19 protein-coding genes are annotated in these 18790 nt (G+C 62.2%); 2 read left to right on the top strand and 17 right to left on the bottom strand.

Features of this window, described 5'->3' with window-relative positions; translation table 11 throughout:
* The first annotated feature begins 68 nt into the window (after nt 1-68).
* Entirely contained in the window at nt 69-1484 is a 1416-nt protein-coding gene (gene trmFO / locus F3Y30_RS13235; RefSeq protein WP_203423157.1) for a methylenetetrahydrofolate--tRNA-(uracil(54)-C(5))-methyltransferase (FADH(2)-oxidizing) TrmFO, read from the top strand.
* A gap of 164 nt (nt 1485-1648) precedes the next feature.
* On the opposite strand, the gene F3Y30_RS13230 is transcribed toward trmFO, so the two are convergent.
* From F3Y30_RS13230 to yajC, 5 genes are all read right to left on the bottom strand, one after another.
* Entirely contained in the window at nt 1649-2080 is a 432-nt protein-coding gene (locus F3Y30_RS13230; RefSeq protein WP_203423156.1) for a hypothetical protein, read from the bottom strand.
* A gap of 283 nt (nt 2081-2363) precedes the next feature.
* On the bottom strand, nt 2364-3206 hold the full coding sequence (locus F3Y30_RS13225) for a phytoene/squalene synthase family protein (RefSeq protein WP_203423155.1): 843 nt from the start codon (nt 3204-3206) through the stop codon (nt 2364-2366).
* Nucleotides 3207-3233: 27 nt separating this feature from the next.
* Nucleotides 3234-3620 (bottom strand): Mth938-like domain-containing protein, encoded by a 387-nt coding sequence (locus tag F3Y30_RS13220; protein ID WP_203423154.1) that lies wholly within the window; start codon nt 3618-3620, stop codon nt 3234-3236.
* Nucleotides 3613-6129, bottom strand: coding sequence for a protein translocase subunit SecD (gene secD / locus F3Y30_RS13215; RefSeq protein ID WP_203423153.1), 2517 nt, complete (start codon nt 6127-6129; stop codon nt 3613-3615). Before secD ends, F3Y30_RS13220 begins: the two co-directional genes overlap by 8 nt.
* Nucleotides 6130-6213: 84 nt before the next feature.
* A complete protein-coding gene (gene yajC / locus F3Y30_RS13210) occupies nt 6214-6549 on the bottom strand; it encodes a preprotein translocase subunit YajC (RefSeq protein WP_203423152.1) in 336 nt (111 codons plus the stop codon).
* Nucleotides 6550-6757: 208 nt separating this feature from the next.
* Between yajC and F3Y30_RS13205 the strand changes: the two genes are divergently transcribed.
* Entirely contained in the window at nt 6758-7627 is an 870-nt protein-coding gene (locus tag F3Y30_RS13205) for an ATP-binding protein (RefSeq protein ID WP_203423151.1), read from the top strand.
* 48 nt (nt 7628-7675) lie between these two features.
* Here F3Y30_RS13205 and F3Y30_RS13200 read toward each other — a convergent pair whose 3' ends face one another.
* From F3Y30_RS13200 to nagZ, 12 genes are all read right to left on the bottom strand, one after another.
* The gene (locus tag F3Y30_RS13200) at nt 7676-9241 is read right to left on the bottom strand and encodes a peptidoglycan DD-metalloendopeptidase family protein (RefSeq protein WP_203423150.1); all 1566 of its coding nucleotides are present in this window, start codon (nt 9239-9241) and stop codon (nt 7676-7678) included.
* Between the two features lie 208 nt (nt 9242-9449).
* Nucleotides 9450-10091: a hypothetical protein gene (locus F3Y30_RS13195; RefSeq protein ID WP_203423149.1), complete on the bottom strand. Its 642-nt coding sequence runs from the start codon at nt 10089-10091 to the stop codon at nt 9450-9452.
* Between the two features lie 227 nt (nt 10092-10318).
* Entirely contained in the window at nt 10319-10975 is a 657-nt protein-coding gene (locus F3Y30_RS13190; protein WP_203423148.1) for a protein-L-isoaspartate(D-aspartate) O-methyltransferase, read from the bottom strand.
* On the bottom strand, nt 10972-11742 hold the full coding sequence (gene surE, locus F3Y30_RS13185) for a 5'/3'-nucleotidase SurE (protein WP_203423147.1): 771 nt from the start codon (nt 11740-11742) through the stop codon (nt 10972-10974). Before surE ends, F3Y30_RS13190 begins: the two co-directional genes overlap by 4 nt.
* 18 nt (nt 11743-11760) lie before the next feature.
* Complete coding sequence (gene serS / locus F3Y30_RS13180; RefSeq protein WP_203423146.1) at nt 11761-13044, bottom strand: serine--tRNA ligase; 1284 nt, start codon at nt 13042-13044, stop codon at nt 11761-11763.
* A gap of 66 nt (nt 13045-13110) precedes the next feature.
* The gene (gene tatC / locus F3Y30_RS13175) at nt 13111-13950 is read right to left on the bottom strand and encodes a twin-arginine translocase subunit TatC (protein WP_203423145.1); all 840 of its coding nucleotides are present in this window, start codon (nt 13948-13950) and stop codon (nt 13111-13113) included.
* Complete coding sequence (gene tatB, locus F3Y30_RS13170; RefSeq protein ID WP_203423144.1) at nt 13947-14669, bottom strand: Sec-independent protein translocase protein TatB; 723 nt, start codon at nt 14667-14669, stop codon at nt 13947-13949. Before tatB ends, tatC begins: the two co-directional genes overlap by 4 nt.
* A 49-nt stretch (nt 14670-14718) precedes the next feature.
* On the bottom strand, nt 14719-14916 hold the full coding sequence (locus F3Y30_RS13165) for a twin-arginine translocase TatA/TatE family subunit (RefSeq protein WP_203423143.1): 198 nt from the start codon (nt 14914-14916) through the stop codon (nt 14719-14721).
* 41 nt (nt 14917-14957) lie between these two features.
* A complete protein-coding gene (locus F3Y30_RS13160; protein ID WP_203423142.1) occupies nt 14958-16061 on the bottom strand; it encodes an ABC transporter ATP-binding protein in 1104 nt (367 codons plus the stop codon).
* Between the two features lie 89 nt (nt 16062-16150).
* Nucleotides 16151-16837, bottom strand: coding sequence for an SMC-Scp complex subunit ScpB (scpB, locus tag F3Y30_RS13155; RefSeq protein WP_246752979.1), 687 nt, complete (start codon nt 16835-16837; stop codon nt 16151-16153).
* Nucleotides 16838-16853: 16 nt separating this feature from the next.
* Complete coding sequence (locus tag F3Y30_RS13150; RefSeq protein ID WP_203426610.1) at nt 16854-17663, bottom strand: ScpA family protein; 810 nt, start codon at nt 17661-17663, stop codon at nt 16854-16856.
* 74 nt (nt 17664-17737) lie between these two features.
* Nucleotides 17738-18757: a beta-N-acetylhexosaminidase gene (nagZ, locus tag F3Y30_RS13145; protein WP_203423140.1), complete on the bottom strand. Its 1020-nt coding sequence runs from the start codon at nt 18755-18757 to the stop codon at nt 17738-17740.
* Between the last annotated feature and the right edge of the window lie 33 nt (nt 18758-18790).

Genomic DNA, 18790 nt, shown 5'->3' with positions numbered 1-18790 from the left:
ACCATCTGGTGCCGTTTTTGATTCCGGGCATTGGAATGCGCCGGAAGGGCATGATAAGGAGCCGTCCCATGAACACTACGACCTCCTTTGCACCCATTCACGTCATCGGCGGCGGACTGGCAGGCTCCGAAGCCAGCTGGCAGATCGCGGAAAGCGGCGTTCCCGTCATTCTCCATGAAATGCGCGGCGTGCGCGGCACGGACGCCCACAAGACCGATGGTCTTGCCGAGCTCGTCTGCTCCAACTCGTTCCGCTCCGACGACGCGATGAGCAATGCGGTCGGGGTCCTGCATGCGGAGATGAGGCTCGCCGGTTCGCTCATCATGAAGGCTGCGGATGCCAACCAGGTGCCGGCCGGCGGCGCACTGGCGGTCGATCGCGACGGCTTTTCGGCCGCGGTCACCGCCGCGCTCGAGGCACACCCTCTCATCACGATCGTGCGCGAGGAGGTCGCGGGCCTGCCTCCGGCTGAATGGGATCAGGCAATCATCGCCACCGGCCCGCTGACATCTCCAGCACTCGCCGCCGCCATCCAGCAGCAGACAGGTGCCGACCAGCTCGCCTTCTTCGACGCCATCGCACCCATCGTCCACACCCACAGCATCGACATGGATGTCTGCTGGTTCCAGTCCCGCTACGACAAGGTTGGACCGGGTGGAACGGGCAAGGACTACATCAACTGCCCGATGGACGAGGCGCAGTACAATGCCTTCGTCGATGCGCTGGTTGCTGGCGACACGACCGGTTTCAAGGAGTGGGAAGGCACGCCCTATTTCGACGGCTGCCTGCCCATCGAGATCATGGCCGAGCGCGGGCGCGAAACGCTGCGCCACGGCCCGATGAAGCCGATGGGTCTCACCAACTCGCATAATCCTTCGGTCAAGCCCTATGCCGTCGTACAGCTCCGTCAGGACAATGCGCTCGGCACGCTCTACAACATGGTGGGCTTCCAGACGAAACTGAAATACGGCGCCCAGGCGGAGATCTTCCGGCTGATTCCGGGTCTCGCAAACGCAGAATTCGCCCGCCTCGGCGGTCTGCATCGCAATACCTACATCCACTCTCCGGTTCTGCTGGACCGCACTCTGGCATTGAAGGGTCGCCCAGGACTGCGCTTTGCGGGTCAGATCACCGGCTGCGAGGGCTATGTCGAAAGCGCAAGCATCGGACTGCTCGCCGGGCGGTTCGCCGCCGCAGAACGCCACGGGGATACACCGCGCCTTCCGCCGGAGACCACGGCCTTCGGATCACTGCTGAACCACATCACCGGTGGGCACATCGTGTCCGACGACGAACCGGGCAAGCGCTCCTTCCAGCCGATGAACATCAACTTTGGCCTGTTCCCTCTGTTGGAGCCGGGCGAGATCGTGCGTCCCGAGGGCATCAAGCGCTTCCGCGGCAAGGACAAGGCGATCGCGAAGAAGAAAGCGACGGCCCAGCGCGCGCTGGCGGATTGCGCCAACTGGCTGGATCAGACGGCATAGAGCGCCCCGCGCAAAGCGGCGGGAGCGCCTCACGGCGATTAATCCGCCGCTGAAACCGCGGGCAGCAGGCGTGCGTCGCGATTCTTCGGGTTTACGATCCGCGGTGCGCGAGCATGTTTCGAGAATCCTAACCGAAACCCGTGACGTATCCCGGAAGACAAGCCTTAACCGCGCGCCATCTCTTGCGTGGGCATGAAGCTCCCGAGCAGCCACAGCGACACCTCCGCCGCCTCAGCGACGGTGCGGAATTCGAACAGGCCATTCTCCGTCGGGTATTCCTCGAACTCGATCTTCAGTGCTTTGCCGCTGGGTTCGGGGGTAGCGCGCACGGTGCCAGGTTCGATGAGGTGGCAGCCGAAGTGATGTCCGTGCACATGCATGTGCCCTGCCTTGCCGTCATGAAGGCGAAGGAACACATGTCGCTGGTCCACGGTCGTGGCAACCTCGCGAATGGCTTCGTTCGGAAAGGCCTGCCCGAACTGGATGATCGCAAGCCCCGTCTCCTCGTCCAACGGAGTTTCGGCCTTGCCGCGCAAATGACGCTGATAGAGATAGGCCGCGAGCAACAGCGCAAAAACGATGACCAACCACAACATGACGGGACCAGCCTCCGTTCGGGTGAAGTTCCGCCTTCGTAGTCCACGAGGCTTGCGCCAGCTTGGTGTACTACGGCCGGCTCTTTGGGACGATGTTCACGTCCCGGAGACGAGATCTGAGGCGGTGGGTTTCCGGACGGGACGTCCCTTGAACGCAACCGGCGCGCTCCATGTCAGAGGAGACGCCGAGCGCTGCTGCGCGGTGCATCGCGGTGTGAATATCCGGCTTCAGCCAAGCCATGGCCGATCGGATTTCTTTCCCGGCCATCAGCTGTCGTCCCGGTCAGAATGCTTGCCGCCGGACCGAACGCCACATCCACCACTGGCGACGCCACTGGGCCGGCACTATGGATTTGTCCAGGACCGCCGCTCCGGCCTTCTCGGCACTGTCGAAAACATGTCGGGCGATCGCGACAGGGACGAAGGCAGGGAAATTGCCGGGCGAGATGCCCCCAGCTTCGCTCGCCCTGCGCAGATGCTCGCGTCCGAGGCCGGAATAGGCGTTGATCGCGCGCCGTATCGCATCCGTGTCGGTCCCTGCGAGCAACCCCTCGGCGCTAAGACCCGTTGCTGCGAGCAGGTCGGCCGGAATGTAGACCTGTCCCCGGCGGCGATGAATTGGCAAGAGCAGCAAGGTCCCTGCGATCGTCTGTGCGACCCCGGCATGACCGGCCGCGTCCGACGATTTCGAAGCGTTCGCGGGATCGAGAACGAGACTGGCCAACTGGATCAGGGCGGACGCGGTTTCCCCGGCATAGCCTTCGAGGGTCGTCCGGCTTTCCATGGGGTCGTTGTAGATGTCGAAGATGCGCGCATCGATCATGTCGAGCAACACGGCGACCGGCAGGTGATACTGGCGGACGGTGTCCATGAGGGCAGCAGCAAGCGGATTGCCGGTCGCCTCCCCGCTCGGAGCGCCTTCAAGCAGATCCCGCCACCATTGCAGTCGGATCTCGCCGGCAAGCGCCTCGCGTACGATGTCGCGCACCCGCGCGATCTCGGCATTGAAGGCGTAGAGTGCCGCAAGCGCGCCCCGGGCCGGTTCGGGCGCGAGCAGGCAGGCGAGATAGCGGTCACGGTCGGTCTCGCGAAGCACCTCCAGACAATGGGAGTATTCCGCGCTCATGCTGGCATTCAATCTGCAGTTCCTTCGTTACACGGCGATGAGGGCGGCCGCGACTGCCCGGGATTCCGCGAGCATGACGTTAAAGGTGCGCACCGCGGCTCCCGTACTCATGGGATCCGAAATGATCCGCTTGTCCTTCAGCGCCGCCCGCAGTTCGGCCGAAAGCGGACGTATCTGGCTGCCGGTCCCGACCAGCAGCACCTCTATGTCACCTGCCTCGTCCAGCACGCGCTCGAGATCGGCTACGGTCAGGGGATCATTCTCGACCTTGTCCCAACCATAGATTCCGGATGGCAAGCACAGGATCGAGCCGCGATGCGACATGTCCGCAAAGCGAAACCCGCCATTGCCGTAGGCGTCGATGGGCGCGCGGCCAGGAAAGTGCGCATCTCGAATTTCTATACCTTTAGGCATGGTCACCTCCGGCCTGCGGTGCGGCAGACGTACCGCCGCGTCCGATGCGATAGCGGTCCGGCCTCAGTTTGAAAAGAATGAGCACCGGCCCGGCGATGTAGATAGAGGAAAAAGTTCCGACCGCCACACCAAAGAGCATGGTGAGCGTGAACGCACGAATGGCCTCGCCTCCGAAGATCGCGAGCATGGCGAGCGCCAGCAGCGTCGTCGCCGACGTCAGCACCGTGCGCGACAGGGTCTGGTTGATCGAAGCATCGATGACGAGTGGCAGCGGCATCAGCCGGTAGCGTTTCAGGTTCTCGCGAATCCGGTCGTAGACCACGACGGTATCATTGAGGGAGTAGCCTGCAATGGTCAGAAGCGCGGCAACGCTTCCAATGTTGAACTCGAGGCTGAGCAGCGCGAGAAAGCCGATCGTGAGAAAGATGTCGTGCGCAACGGCAATGATGGCGCCGATGGCGAACTGCCACTCGAACCGTGCCCAGATGTATCCCATGAGGGCGAGAAAACCGACGAGAATGCCGAAGGTCGCGGCCGAAATGAAATCCCCGGAAACCGACGGCCCCACGACCTCGACCCGGCGGATTTCATAGTCCTCCTCCAACTCGCCCCGCGCGACCAGGGCAGACGTCTGCTCCGCATTCTCTCCACCCTCCTGCGTGTAAATGCGAATGACGGCAGTGCTGGGGGATCCCGACCCGCGAACGAAGACATCGCCGAGGTTCAGCTCGCGCAGTCGTCCGGCAATGTCCTCCGCATCGGCATCGCCCTGACGCGCCCGGACTTCCAGCAACGCTCCGCCGCTGAAATCGATGCCCATGTGCACCGCGCCGCTCATCATCAATCCGGCTGCCCCGATCGTCAGCAACGCGGTCACGAGGAATACGCGATTGCGGATGGACATGAAGCGCAGGTGCACGCCGTCGAAGATCACCGTGCGGATCGCCCGCGGCAGATGGCTGGCACGGATGAGGCGAAGCCGACCCACGATCAGCCATCGCGTCAACGTAAAGGTGACGAAGAAGGTGGTGATGATACCGACGCCGACGACAATGGCGAAGCCCTGTATCGGCGCAGAGCCAAGCAGGAACAGGACCAGGACGGCAATCAGTGTCGTCATCGCAGCATCGACAATCGTCGAGAATGCGCGCGAGTAGCCATTCTCGACGGCATCAGCCAGCGACGGTTCGTTGCGGTACTCTTCCCGCATGCGTTCGTAGATCAATACGTTCGAGTCGACAGCAATGCCGATGATGAGGACGATGCCGGCTATCCCGGGAAGCGTGATTACCGTCCCGGTCAACACCAGCACGGCCAGGATCATAAGCAAGTTGAAGCACAGGCCAATCGCGGCGATCAGCCCGAAGGTTCCGTAGAAGCCCGCCATGAAGATCGCGACCGCCACGCCGCTGACGAGAACCGCCAGCAGTGCCGAGCGCGCCGAGGAGGCCCCGAGCGCCGGCTCGATCGACCTTTCCTCCAGAAGCGTCAGGGACGCCGGCAACTCGCCAGCCCTCAGCACCATCGCAAGGTTCACCGCTCCGGTCTCGTCGAAACCGCCGGTGATCTTCAACGCATCACCGGCAATGGGAGCGTCGATATCCAACGTCGACAGAACCTGCTCGTCCAGGACGATCGCAAGCCTCTGTCCGATGTTATCCCTCGTCGTTTGCGAAAGCCGCTCAGCCGCTGCGGGGTTCAGCTGAAGTTCGATGGCCGCAGCACCGGCACGATCGTTGACCGAGGCTGCCGCCGCAGTGATATCCGCCGCCGTGAAGACCGCCGACCGATTTACGAGGAATCCTTCGGGCGGTTCGTCGAGGGAATAAAGAAGCTGCGTACCGGGAGGAGCACCGCTCTCCATGGCCGCTTCGACAGAGCTTTTGGTATCGATCAGCCGCGCGGACAAAGTGCCGCGCTGCCCCAGCATGTCCTTCAACCGTTGCGGATCCGACAGGCCCGCGACCTGGACGACGATTCGCTGCTTTCCATCCAGCCGCGCCACACCGTCGGCGAGCCCGAGTTCGCGCATGCGGCGGGTGACCACGTCGAGGGATTCCCGCGCGGCGTTGGCGTTTGCCTCTTCGATGGCCACGGGCGTCAGCACGACGTGCAACAGTCCTGTGCCGTCGTCAGTGGTTGTGACGCCGGCGAGGCTTGCAAGAGCCGCGAGCGCATCCTTCGTTCGCGCTGCATCGCGGATGCGAACCTGTGCCTCGTGGCCGGTTCCCATCAATCCCGAATAGGGGATGCGCGCCGACCTCAAGGCCTGTGCGGTCGCATCGACTGTCGCGGCAAGCCGATCGTTGAGCACGTCCTGATGCTCCAGCTTGAGCATCAGGTAGGTTCCGCCGGTAAGATCAAGCCCCGGCGCAAGCCTCTTCCCGGACATCCAGGAGGGCAGCAATTGCGCCTGTTCCGGCGGTAGCACGGTGGGAAGGGCGATCAGAAAGCTCGCAAAGGCAACGAGCCAGGCAACAATGGTTTTCCAGCGGGCGAATTGCAGCATCACACCTCGAATGCCCGGCTGTCCCGCCGGCTGAAAAGCCTGCCGTGCGGCCGAGGGCACCTGCCACCCGACCGCAGGACCATGTCATTCCTTGACGGGTTCGCCCTTGACGCGGACCTCGGAGATACCGCTGCGCATGACGCGCACCTTGATACCTTCCGCAATTTCCACTTCGACCTCGTTGTCGTCAACGACCTTCGTCACTTTCCCGACGATGCCGCCGCCGGTAACGACCTGATCGCCACGGCGAATGTTTTTCAGCAGCTCTTCGCGACGCTTCATGGAGGCGCGCTGCGGGCGGATGATCAGGAAGTACATGACGACGAAGATCAGGAGGAAGGGCAGAACCGACATCAGGATGTCTGCGCCGCCAGCCGACGCGCCGGGAGCCGTCTGGGCGAAAGCCTCGGTAATGAACATCATATACTCCTTGAAGACTGGAATTTCAGGCCGTCAGGGCCCATTAGGATGGGCGGAATATAGGCAACAGCCGTATGAATGCAACAACCCATGGGAGATTGGCCGGTGTTTTCCCGCCAATTCCCCTTTGCTGCTCCGCACGCACATGATACCGGCACACCTCAGCATAAGGCGCATCGACCGGCGCTCGTTACGAGGAGAAACGACCTTGCAGGAAGAACAAGTGAATCAGTTGTTTGCCGAAATCCGCCACCTGCGCATGGCGCTGGAGCGCATCGCCGGTCCGGCGCCGGCGGTCAACGACTGGAACGCCGCCGACTGCTTCGTCTGGGCTCCCGTGCGTTCATATCTGCAGCCGGTTGCTCGTCCCAACCGGATCGACATCGATCTCATCCGCGGAGTCGATCACGTCCGTGACATTCTGGTCGACAACACGGTGCGCTTCGCCAAGGGACTGCCGGCCAACAACGTTCTCCTTTGGGGTGCCCGCGGCATGGGCAAGTCCTCTCTGGTCAAGGCGGTCCATGCGCTTGCGGGAAGGGAAACGGGAACGAGCCTCAAACTCGTCGAGGTGCACCGCGAGGATATCGCCACGCTACCCGCGCTCATGGATATCCTCAAGATCGCTCCCTTCCCGATCATCGTCTTCTGCGACGACCTGTCCTTCGACCATGACGACACGTCCTACAAGTCGTTGAAGGCCGCGCTCGACGGCGGCGTCGAGGGACGCCCCGACAACGTCATTCTCTACGCGACCTCGAACCGCCGCCATCTCCTGCCGCGCGACATGATGGAGAACGAACAGTCGACCGCCATCAACCCGTCGGAAGCCGTCGAGGAAAAGGTATCCCTTTCCGACCGCTTCGGGTTGTGGCTCGGCTTCTACAAATGCAGCCAGAGCGAATTTCTCGAGATGATCGATGGATACGCCGCGCATTTCGACCTGGATGTCGATCGCAGCCAGATGCATGCAGAAGCGCTGGAGTGGTCCACGACCCGTGGTTCCCGGTCGGGCCGTGTCGCCTGGCAATTCATCCAGGATCTCGCAGGCAGGCTCGGAAAGCCTCTCGTCAAATGAAAGAAGCCCGGCAAGCCGGGCCTCCTCTACCGAACCTTCGAGACGCGACTACTCCAGGAAGGTCATCGGATTGACGGGCGTTGCGTTCTTGCGAACCTCGAAGTGCACCTTCGGGCGCGTTGCATTGCCGCTCATTCCGGAAGACGCAAGCGTCTGACCGCGCTGCACCTTCTGGCCACGCTGGACGTTGATGTCGCCCGTATGGCCATAGACCGTCACGGTACCATCGTCGTGGCGCACCAGAACGGCGTTGCCGAGTTCCTTGAGGCTGCTGCCCGAATAGATGACGACGCCGTTCTCGGCAGCCTTGATCGGCGTGCCTTCAGGCACCGAGATATCGATGCCGTCGTTGCGATTGCCGTCGACGTTCGCGCCATATCCGGCGATGACCGCACCGCGCACGGGCCAGCGATACTTGCCGATGCCGGTCGATTCGGGTGCGTCGTCCGTGACGTCGGACTTAGCCGTCGCCTCACTGACAGACACCGTCTTCACTGGGGGCTGGTAGGCCACCGGCTTTTCCGCGCTCTCCACGGCCTTCTTGGCTTCCGGTACAGATGCCGTCACGGTCTGGTCCGTCGCAGCACCGCCGCCGGCGGGAACCTTCAGCTTCTGGCCGATACGGATCGAAGCCGTTTCGAGGCCGTTTGCCTTCCTCAACGCATCGACCGACACGCCGGTCTTGCGAGCGATCTTGGCAAGGCTGTCGCCCGGCTGAACTTCATAGTTTCCGGCACCCGGAGTGTTGCCCTCCCCCTCGCCCGCATTCGCAAGCTTCGACGACGTCGCCGCGCCGTTCTGAGAGGATTTTTCGCGGTTCGACGTGCCCGCAGGCAGAATTGCCACCGCGTCGCCTGATTTGTTGTCCGGGGTTGGCAGCTTGCCCTGGGTTCCAAGCGTCGTGTCGGTCGAAGCCTTCGCGGCACTCGCCGTCGTGCCGAAAGTCGGAATGACGACCTTCTGGCCCGGCTCGGCATCAGTCGAACGCTTCAGGCCGTTTGCCTTGAGGATTTCCTTCTCCGGCACGCCGTAGCGGCGCGAGAGCGTGGCGACATCCTCGCCCTGCCGCAGCATCACGACCGGAGCGTTCGCCGTCGACCAGCCGGCCTTGCCCGGCTTGACGGTACCCGTCGTCACCGGATCGGAGTCGACCGAGAGCGTCTCACTCTTCTTGCGCGCCGCCGGCATCGGCTGAGCGAGAGCTACGTCCTGCTCGGCGTTCCTTGAGGCGACTGCCGGCTCGGCCAGGGACGTCCGCTGAACGTTCATCGGCGTCGTCGCGTACCGTGTTCCCGAACCCGCGTTCGTAGCCGTATTGATCGGCTCGTACGACACTCCCCCGTTGGAGGCCGGCTGACCGTAGGACTGATTGCCGCCGGCAACCGATTCCGCCGGCATGATCTGCCCTTGCCCGACATCGCCGCGAGGAACGGCCCCGCCCCCGAAGAGGGTCCGGCGCGGTATCGATCCCGTGGTGACGTCGTCCGACCGGGAAAAGAGGCCACTGAACCTTGTGGCATCGGAGCTGCAGCCGGTCGCTACACTCGCGAGAAGGGCCGCCGCAATGAGGCGGACCGCAGTCTTACCATAACTCGCCGATACACTCTGACGCATGACACTACCCAATCGGTACGCTACTTGATGTGTCATGATTAAAGCGCGTTAGAGTTACCGCGCGGTTAAAACGGCCCTATCCGTCCCAGTGTTTTGAGAAATTAATAACCATGATCGCTGAGCGGGCTTCGCTGCAGCAGCCGGCCTACCATCCAGCGGAGGGCTTACCGACTGACTCGCCAATGGCCGGCTCCAAGCCGGCGAAGCGTCAGAAGCTCGTGTAGTACATCGAGGTGGCACGCGAAATCCGGGCGCTCATGCGCACCGAACTCTCGACGCCGTACTGGGCGGTGATCGCAACCGGACTGGTCACCGACGCAGCATCCCCGTACCCGCTAGCGCTTGTTCCGGTATCGAACGTCCTGTCGAATTGAGCTCCCGCTTGACGTTCGTAGGTGTCGCTGACCTCTTCGTTATACGTAAAGGAGCGCAGCGCCGAGACCGCCTTTTCCCGTGAGCCATCGTAGCGCAGGCTCTGCTGGTCGATCGGCTGCAGGTTATCGTAGTACTCGATATAGGCACGGTAATAGTTCTTGAAGTCGCCGGTCTCTGCGTACTTTCCGAAGGCCTCATATTCGCGGGCGGCGAGTTCAGGCGTATCGATGTTGTTGCGTTCGTCCGTCGTGAGCGCAGGGTATCTGGCCTGATCCGTCTCTGATGTTCCGCTCAACACGAGGAGGGCCTCCACGGAGAGCGAGACGCGAGCCGACGGGTCGTAGGTCCCACCAGAAAGCTGTGCGCTGCTCCCGGTCTCCGTTGCTTCTTCCGTGACGGTACCGACTGCCCTGTTGGCAAGGTAGGCGAGGCTGTCACCGGTGTGTGCGTTTGAGATCCTGCTCGAGACTTGCATATCCAACTCCATCAGCGGGCTCCGGCGCAGTCAACGACTGCATCAGGTTCCGCCGGATCCTGAAATCCTTGGTGATGGTTTGGGCTTATTGGGCGAAGCTTGCGCGAGGCTGTCCATGGTTAACAAATCGTTAACGGCGGGTCGCTGCGATGCACCATGACGAAACAGGCTGGCAGAAAAACCACACGCGAGAGACGGTCGACCGAGCGACCAAGTTGGAGAGAACCTTAGAGCGCTTGCGCCATATGCGGCACGATCGGCAGGTACGGTACTTCGAAAAGATCTTCACGGTCGAAACGGCTGCCAGTCTTTACCAGCTTCAGCATCCGGCATTCCGTGTCGCTGATCATCACCGGGGCGATCAGCATGCCGCCCGATACGAGCTGTTCGGCGAATGCTCTCGGCAGCGCCGGGAATGCGGCGGTGACGAGGATCCGGTCGAATGTGCCCTCGCCCGGCATTCCGGCGCTCCCGTCCGCGTGGCGAACGATCACGTTGCGGACGCCTGCCTTCTCTATATTGGCCTGGGCATTGGTAACAAGCGTCTTGTAGCGGTCGATGGTGAGAACGCGCTCGGTCATCCGGCCCATCACGGAGGCGGTGAAGCCGCTGCCTGCCCCCACCTCTAGGACACGCTGTCCCGCCTTCAGATTCAGGAGATGCAGGAGGCGGACGGCCAGATCCACGCCTTCGAGAAACGCACCGCATTCTATCGGCAGGACCCGCCTCGAATAGGCGTCACCGGCGAACTGCGGCGGTACGAAAAGGGTGCGGGGTGTCTGCTCGACGGCCGTCAGCAGATCGATGTTGTTGATACCCTCGCCGCGCAGCCGTAAGGCCAGCGCTGCAAACCCCTCTTTTTCGACCACCCGTGCCGTCGTCAATCTGCTTTCTCGCCGTTGAGGGCCCGCTGCACTCGATCAAGAACCGCGAAGTCGGTCAGATTGAGCTTCAGGGGCGTTACAGAAATCGAATTGTGCTTCAGCGCCCGGATGTCGGTACCCGCACGAAACTCACCACGCCGTTCGCCGAATCGCAGCCAATAATACGGTATCCCGCGTCCATCCGCACGCTCCTCGATGCTGAGACCGGATTCGAGCTTGCCCTGTGACGTCACCTCTATCCCTTCGACCTCTTCAGGAGCGCAATTCGGGAAATTGATGTTGAAGAAGGTCTCGTCGGGAAGCTCCACCTCCAGCAGCCTGCGAATCAGGGCGGGCGCATGGTGTTCGACCACCGCCCACGGCACGATGCGGCCGTTTGCGTGCTGGAAAGCCTGGCTGAGGGCGATCGACCTGATGCCCTGCAACGTGCCTTCGATCGCACCGGCGATCGTGCCCGAATAGGTGACATCGTCGGCGATGTTCGCTCCGGCATTCACTCCAGAGAGAACCAGGTCCGGCTTCACCTCCATTACTTCCCGAACACCCATGATGACGCAATCGGTCGGGGTGCCCCGGAGAGCGAAGCGCTTCTCCGACACTTTCCGTAACCGCAGTGGTTCGGAAAGTGTCAGCGAATGCGCCAGGCCGCTCTGGTCGGTCTCGGGTGCGACGATCCAGACGTCGTCCGTCAGCGTCCGCGCGATCCGTTCCAGGACCGCGAGACCTTCGGCGTGAATTCCATCGTCGTTCGTCAGCAGGATGCGCATTGTAGATCCGTCCCGCGATCAGTTTGCTTTGGAAATCTTGGTCAGGCCGCCCATGTACGGCAAGAGCACGTCGGGTATCGTGACCGAGCCGTCAGGATTGAGATAGTTTTCAAGAACCGCAATCAGGGCACGTCCGACAGCGACGCCCGAACCGTTCAGCGAGTGAACGAACTTCAGGGCCTTGTCGTCCTTGCCGCGATAGCGTGCGTTCATCCGGCGGCCCTGGAAATCGCCGCAGACAGAGCAGGACGAAATTTCGCGATAGGTATCCTGCCCGGGAAGCCAGACTTCGATGTCGTAGGTCTTGCGGGCGCCGAAACCCATGTCGCCGGTGCAAAGCGTCATGACGCGATAGTGCAGACCGAGACGCTTGAGGATCTCCTCAGCGCAAGCGGTCATGCGCTCATGCTCCGCAATCGAGCTTTCCGCGTCCGTAATCGACACGAGTTCGCACTTCATGAACTGGTGCTGGCGCAGCATGCCGCGCGTATCGCGGCCGGCCGAACCCGCTTCCGAGCGGAAGCATGGCGTCAGGGCTGCAAAGCGGAGCGGCAGCTTTTCCTGATCGAGGATTTCCTCGCGCACCAGGTTGGTCAGCGGCACTTCTGCGGTCGGGATCAGCCAGCGTCCATCGGTTGTCTTGAACAGGTCCTCGGCGAACTTGGGCAACTGGCCGGTGCCGAACATGGCGTCGTCGCGTACGAGGAGCGGCGGCTGGACCTCGGTATAGCCATGCTCCTGCGTATGAACGTCAAGCATGAACTGGCCGAGCGCCCTTTCGAGCCGTGCAAGCTGGCCTTTGAGGATCGTGAAACGAGCGCCCGAAAGCTTGGCAGCGCCCTCGAAGTCCATCCAGCCCAGATATTCGCCGATCTCGTAGTGTTCGAGCGGCTTGTGGTTCCAGGTCGGCTTGCTGCCCCATTTCAACTTCTCGACATTGCCGTGCTCGTCCGCGCCGACGGGCACGTCATCGAGAGGAATGTTCGGAAGGCGCGCCAGCGTATCGTTGAGTTCGGCCGTAACCCGGCGTTCCTCATCCTCGGCCTGGGGCAGGCTGACCTTGATCTCGGCAACTTCGGCCTTGAGCTTCTCGGCGAGCTCGGAGTTCTTCTGGGCCATCGCCGCGCCGATCTCCTTGGAGGCGGCATTGCGGCGCGACTGCATGTCCTGCGCCTTCTGGATCATCGTGCGGCGGGTTTCGTCGAGCGCAATCAGGCTCGCCGCGGCGGGTTCCGCGCCTCGTTTCGCCAAGGCTGCATCGAGAGCCTCGGCATTATCGCGAATCCATTTGATATCAAGCATGTCGTTCAAGGCCTTGCGTTGTGGGGCCCTTTCGCCCGGCAGCGCCCGACCGAGAACGAAAACCCGTCAAGCCTCGTCTGGCTTTGCCGGTGTCGACGTCTCTTGCGCGCCCGCGTCCGCTTGCGCGGCTGCGTCCTGCGCCCGCTGCCGTTCGATGAGTCGGGCCGTGTAGATGGAAATCTCGTAGAGAAGGATGGTCGGCAACGCAAGACCGATCTGGGAGACCGGATCGGGCGGTGTGAGCACGGCCGCAGCAACAAAGGCGATGACGATCGCGTACTTGCGCTTTTCCACCAGCGTCTGCGAACCGATGAAGCCTGCCCGCACCAGAAGCGAGGACACCACCGGAAGCTGGAAGACCAGGCCGAAGGCGAAAATCAGGGTCATGATCAGGCCAAGGTACTCGGAGACCTTCGGCAGGAGCTGGATGGAAACTTCCCCCTCCCCGCCGCCCTGTTCCATGGCAAGGAAGAACCACATGACCATCGGGGTGAAGAAGAAATAAACGAGAGCCGCACCGATCAGAAAAAGGATGGGCGACGCGATCAAGAAGGGCAGAAAAGCCGCGCGCTCGTTCTTGTAGAGACCGGGTGCGACGAACTTGTAGATCTGCTGTGCGATCACCGGAAACGCTATGACCAGTGCGCCGAACATGGCGACCTTGATCTGCGTGAAGAAGAACTCCTGCGGTGCCGTATAAATCAGCTCGACGTTGCGATGCGTCAGGCCCGCCCAGTGGACGGACCATTTGAACGGCAGGACCAGGAAGTTGAAGAGCTGCTTGGCAAAATAGAAGCAGACGAGAAAGGCGACGAAGAATGCTCCCACCGCCCAAATCAGGCGCCGGCGCAGTTCGATCAGGTGTTCCATCAGCGGCTGGGGCTTGTCCTCGATTTCGCCGCTCATGCCTCGTCCTTCTTCTTCTTGCGAGTGGTCGTCTTGCGCGGCGCAGGCTTCTCGACTGCTGCCGTCTTTTCGACCTTGGTCTTGGTGCCACGGGCCGGGGTCTTCGTTGACTTGGGAAGGTCCGCGGTCTCGTTGGCAGGAACTGATTTGGCGGGAGCTGCGCTCTTTGCCTTCACCTTGGCCGCCTTGCCACCCTTCAGCGGTTCGGCAGCCACGAGTGTCGTATCGACGGCAGGTGCCGACGAAGGAACGGCAGCCGCAACGACGGGTGTCGAGACGAGTGCCTGAGGCGCGGACGCCATTGATGCGGCAGGCTGCGGCTCCGTGGCGGCGACGGCGACCGTGGCCGCCGCAGCATCACCGGCGGCCTCCGCGGAGGCCGCCTCGGGAACGGACGGCGTAGTTGCCGGCGTCGTGCTTGCTGCCTTGCGGAGATCGGACTGAATCTCGCTCCCCATCTGCTTGAGCGGATTAACCGCGTCACGGATGGTGTTCATCGGATTGAGCTTTTGTGCATCACCGATGGTCTTGCGCACATCGTCGAGATCCGCTTCGCGAAGCGCCTCGTCGAACTGCGAGCGAAAATCGCTCGCCATGCCACGCATCTTGGTCGTCATTCGACCAAAGGCCCGCAACATTGGCGGCAAATCCTTCGGACCCACGACAATGATAAGAACGATGGCGATGACAAGAATCTCGGACCAGCCGACTTCGAGCATTGGGGCAGTTCCTCACGAGGCCGTGGGCACGCCCACGGCCGTACACCACTTACTTCGTCTCGTCGGCCTTATGCTCGACGGTCTTGGCTGTGTCGTTCGCAGCCGACTCGTCTTCGGTCATGCCCTTCTTGAAGCTTTTGATGCCCTTTGCGACATCGCCCATCAGCTCCGGAATCTTGCCACGGCCGAACAGCAGCAGAACCACCACCAGAACAATCAGCCAATGCCAGATGCTGAAAGAACCCATTCTCGTACTCCCTTTAAAGCCGTAACCCCGATGTAAGACGTTCAGGCGTCTTTTTCAAACACAAGTATGTCCCGCTCGTTAACGGAAAGCGCGACGTCGCGCAATCCGTGCGGCAGCTGATCCGCACGTATACGCGCACGAAGTGGCTGATCCGTGTTCGGGATCGCCAATTCGAGCAATTCGACAACACCGAGGAACCGACGCGCAAGAATGCGCGCAGGGATGCTGCCTTCCGCCTCGTGGACCCGAATTCCGGATAACCGCACAGCGACCGTCACCCTCGCCCCGTCCGAGAATCCGTTGGTTGGCACCGCACCAAAAGGTGTTTCAACGACATTGCCGCGCACACGCCCGTGGAATTCGTTGATCTCTGAGAAGAACGCCGTGGCGAACAGATCCTTCGGTCGAAGGTACAACTCCTCGGAGGTTCCGACCTGAACGAGGCAACCGTCCCGCAGCAAGGCGATGCGGTCGCCCATGCGCATCGCTTCCTCGGCGTCGTGCGTGACAACGATCGCGGTCGCGCGGGATTCACGAAGAATTGTCAGCGTTTCGGCCCGAATTGAGTCCTTCAGCCGGGAATCGAGGCCGGAAAAAGGTTCGTCCATCAACAGGACAGCCGGACGCGGTGCAAGCGCCCGGGCAAGCGCCACGCGCTGCTGCTCTCCGCCTGACAGGACATGCGGATACTTCTGCGCATAGCGCGCAAGGCCGACGCGCTCGAGCGCGACCATCGCTTCCGCGAGCGCTGCGGGCTTCGCCATGTCCGTCAGGCCGAATCGGACGTTCTCGAGAATGGTCATGTGCGGGAACAGGGCGAAGTCCTGGAACATCAGACCGATCCCTCGCCTCTCCGGCGGCAGGAATGTCGCCGGCCCCGCAATCTCCTGGTCATTCAGCAGCAGCCGTCCACCGGTCTGCGCCTCTATGCCTGCGGCAATACGCAGCAGGGTCGTTTTTCCGGATCCGGACGGCCCGAGAAGACACAAGACCTCGCCCGGCTCCGCCGTCAGCGAAATGCCCCGGATCGTTTCCTTGCCGTGATAGCTGTGGCGGACATCCTCGAAGGCGAGGCGCGCGGCGAAGGTGACGGCGGGCGCCGGCCTCGTCTCTATGCCGTTTAAGCCTGACGGGTCCGAAGCCATTTCCTGCCGTTCCTGCGTTTCAAACGCCAAGCGGCGAACAGCAGCGGCATGTCCCCAATGGCATTACGAAGATATACGATAACCTTCCGTTATTCGTCTTCTTTTCCGCCCGGTGTCAAGAGGCCGAGTTCCTCGAGATCAAACTGCGTGATCGGATCCTCGTCTCCAGCCGGCTCGTCCTCGCCCAGGGGCAACGGCACACGGAAATTCGCAGGAATGCGGCCGGAAAGCAGTCCGGAGCCCTTGAGCTCCTCCATCCCCGGCAGGTCGCGAATGTCCTCCAGGCCGAAATTGTCGAGAAAATCCCGCGTGGTCGCGAACGTCACCGGGCGTCCCGGCGTGCGACGGCGTCCACGGAAGCGAACCCATCCGGCTTCCATCAGCACGTCCAGCGTCCCCTTGGACGTCTGCACGCCGCGTATGTCCTCGATCTCCGCACGCGTCACCGGCTGGTGATAGGCTATGATCGACAGCACCTCGAGCGCCGCACGCGAAAGCTTGCGCACCTCCATCTCATCCGTGCGGATGACGAAGGAAAGGTCAGGCGCAGTGCGGAAAGCCCAGTGATCGTCTACCTTCACGAGGTTGACGCCGCGACCGGCATAAAGCGCCTTCAGCGACCGCATCACGTGGAGAACATCGACGCCCATCGGCAGCCGCTCGGCGATGTAGGATTCCGACACCGGCCCGGAGGACGCAAAGACCAGCGCCTCGGCGATGCGCGCAGCCTCATGCAGGCGCCGCGGGTCCACCACGGTGCCGCATTCGCTCGCCAGTTCCTGGTCGGGTACCTCACTCACCTTCGAAAGCCTCGTTCTCGTCGTTCTTCGCGCGGCCGCCCGACCGAAGATAGATCGGCTGGAAGGCGCCGTCCTGACGTATTTCCATGTGCCCTTCCCGCACCATCTCGAGCGACGCCGCGAAAGCACTCGCAAGCGCCGTCGCGCGTTCGGCCGGATTTGCCATGAAGCGAACCAGGTACTGATCCAGCGCCATCCAGTCGTCGACCTCTCCGATGAGGCGATGCAGCAGTTCGCGCGCCTCGGCGAGCGACCAGACGTTGCGCTTCTCGATCGTTACCTGCGTGATCGCATGCCGCTGCCGGAGCGACGCATAGGCCGTCACGAGATCGTAGAGCGATGCCTCGAAGGCAGTCCGCCGCTCCGTCGGAATGTGTTCCGGCGCACCGCGCGCAAACACGTCGCGTCCCAGCCGGTTGCGATTGACGAGACGGGTGGCCGCGTCACGCATCGCCTCCAGGCGCTTCAGCCTGAACGCAAGCGAAGCCGCCATCTCCTCACCCGAGGGGCCTTCGTCCTTGATCTGCTTGGGAATAAGCAGCTTGGACTTCAGGTAGGCGAGCCAGGCCGCCATTACGAGATAGTCTGCCGCAAGCTCGATGCGGATGCGCTGGGCACGCTCTATGAACGCCAGGTACTGCTCGGCAAGCGCCAGCACCGAAATACGGGCGAGATCGACCTTCTGGATACGCGCGAGGTAGAGCAGCAGGTCGAGCGGACCTTCGAAGCCGGCGATATCGATGACGAGGCTTTCCTCGTGCAGGCCGCGCTCGGCGCCATTGTCCTGCCAGAGCTGGTCCATCGGGGTATCGACTGATCGTGGCCTTTTCTGCACCTTCGTCCCCGTCACCTGCGCCGTGTTTCCTGTGTGTTACATCAACTCACGGAAATCATTTGGTTGAATTCTTCCCGCAGTGCAAGCTCGTCGGAGTTATCCGGCTCCCGCAACCCCGCCCGCGCCGCCTTGGCCCGCCGCAGGGATTCCCCCGACAAGCCAGGCACGTTCTCTGCGACCGCGATCATTTCATCCATGATGCCGTGGCAATGCAAGACCATGTCGAGACCTGAGGCAACTATACCGCGTGTACGGGTGGCAATATCCCCCTGAAGCGCGTTCATCGAAACGTCGTCCGACATCAACAGCCCGTCAAATCCGATATGACCGCGGATGATCTCGCGCACGACCTTCGGCGAAGTGGTGGCCGGATTGTCCGGATCGATATTCGAGAAGACGATATGGGCCGACATTCCCATGAGCTCGTCCTTCATCCGCCTGAACGGCACGAAATCGCAACGCTCGAGTTCCGCGAGCGGCGCATGCACAACGGGAAGATCGTGATGGGAATCGACCATCGTGCGGCCGTGGCCCGGCATATGCTTCATCACCGGCAATAGACCGCCATCCTTCAAGCCTTCGGCCGCCGCCTTCCCCATCGCACTGACGATGTCGGCGTCCTGTCCGTAGGCGCGGTTGCCGATGACGTCGTGGACGCCTGGCACGGCGACATCGAGGACCGGCAGGCAGTCTACGTTGATGCCGAGCTTCAAGAGGTCGAATGCATGCAGGCGCGACATGAGCCATGCGGCCCTGAGGCCCTTCCCCTCGTCCTGGCGATAGATCGCCCCGAGGGCTGCCGCATTCGGATACTGCTGGACGTGGGGCGGCTTGATGCGCTGCACGCGCCCGCCTTCCTGATCGATCAGTACCGGAATGTCGGCAGCGCCTCCCACCGTGTCGCGAAGCGCGGCTGTCAGGTCGGCGACCTGCGACGGTTCACCGATGTTGCGCCCGAAAAGGATGAAGCCCCAGGGACGCTCGTCCCGGAAGAAGGCAATCTCGTCGGCGGTGAGGCTCAGGCCCTTGCAGCCCGAAATAAAGGATTTTGATTCGCTCATGAACCGGATCATAGGCGCTCGCTCCGCAAAGGC

This window comes from Sinorhizobium sp. BG8 (assembly GCF_016864555.1).
Classification (GTDB): domain Bacteria; phylum Pseudomonadota; class Alphaproteobacteria; order Rhizobiales; family Rhizobiaceae; genus BG8.
This window is presented reverse-complemented; position numbering and strand designations above follow the sequence as displayed.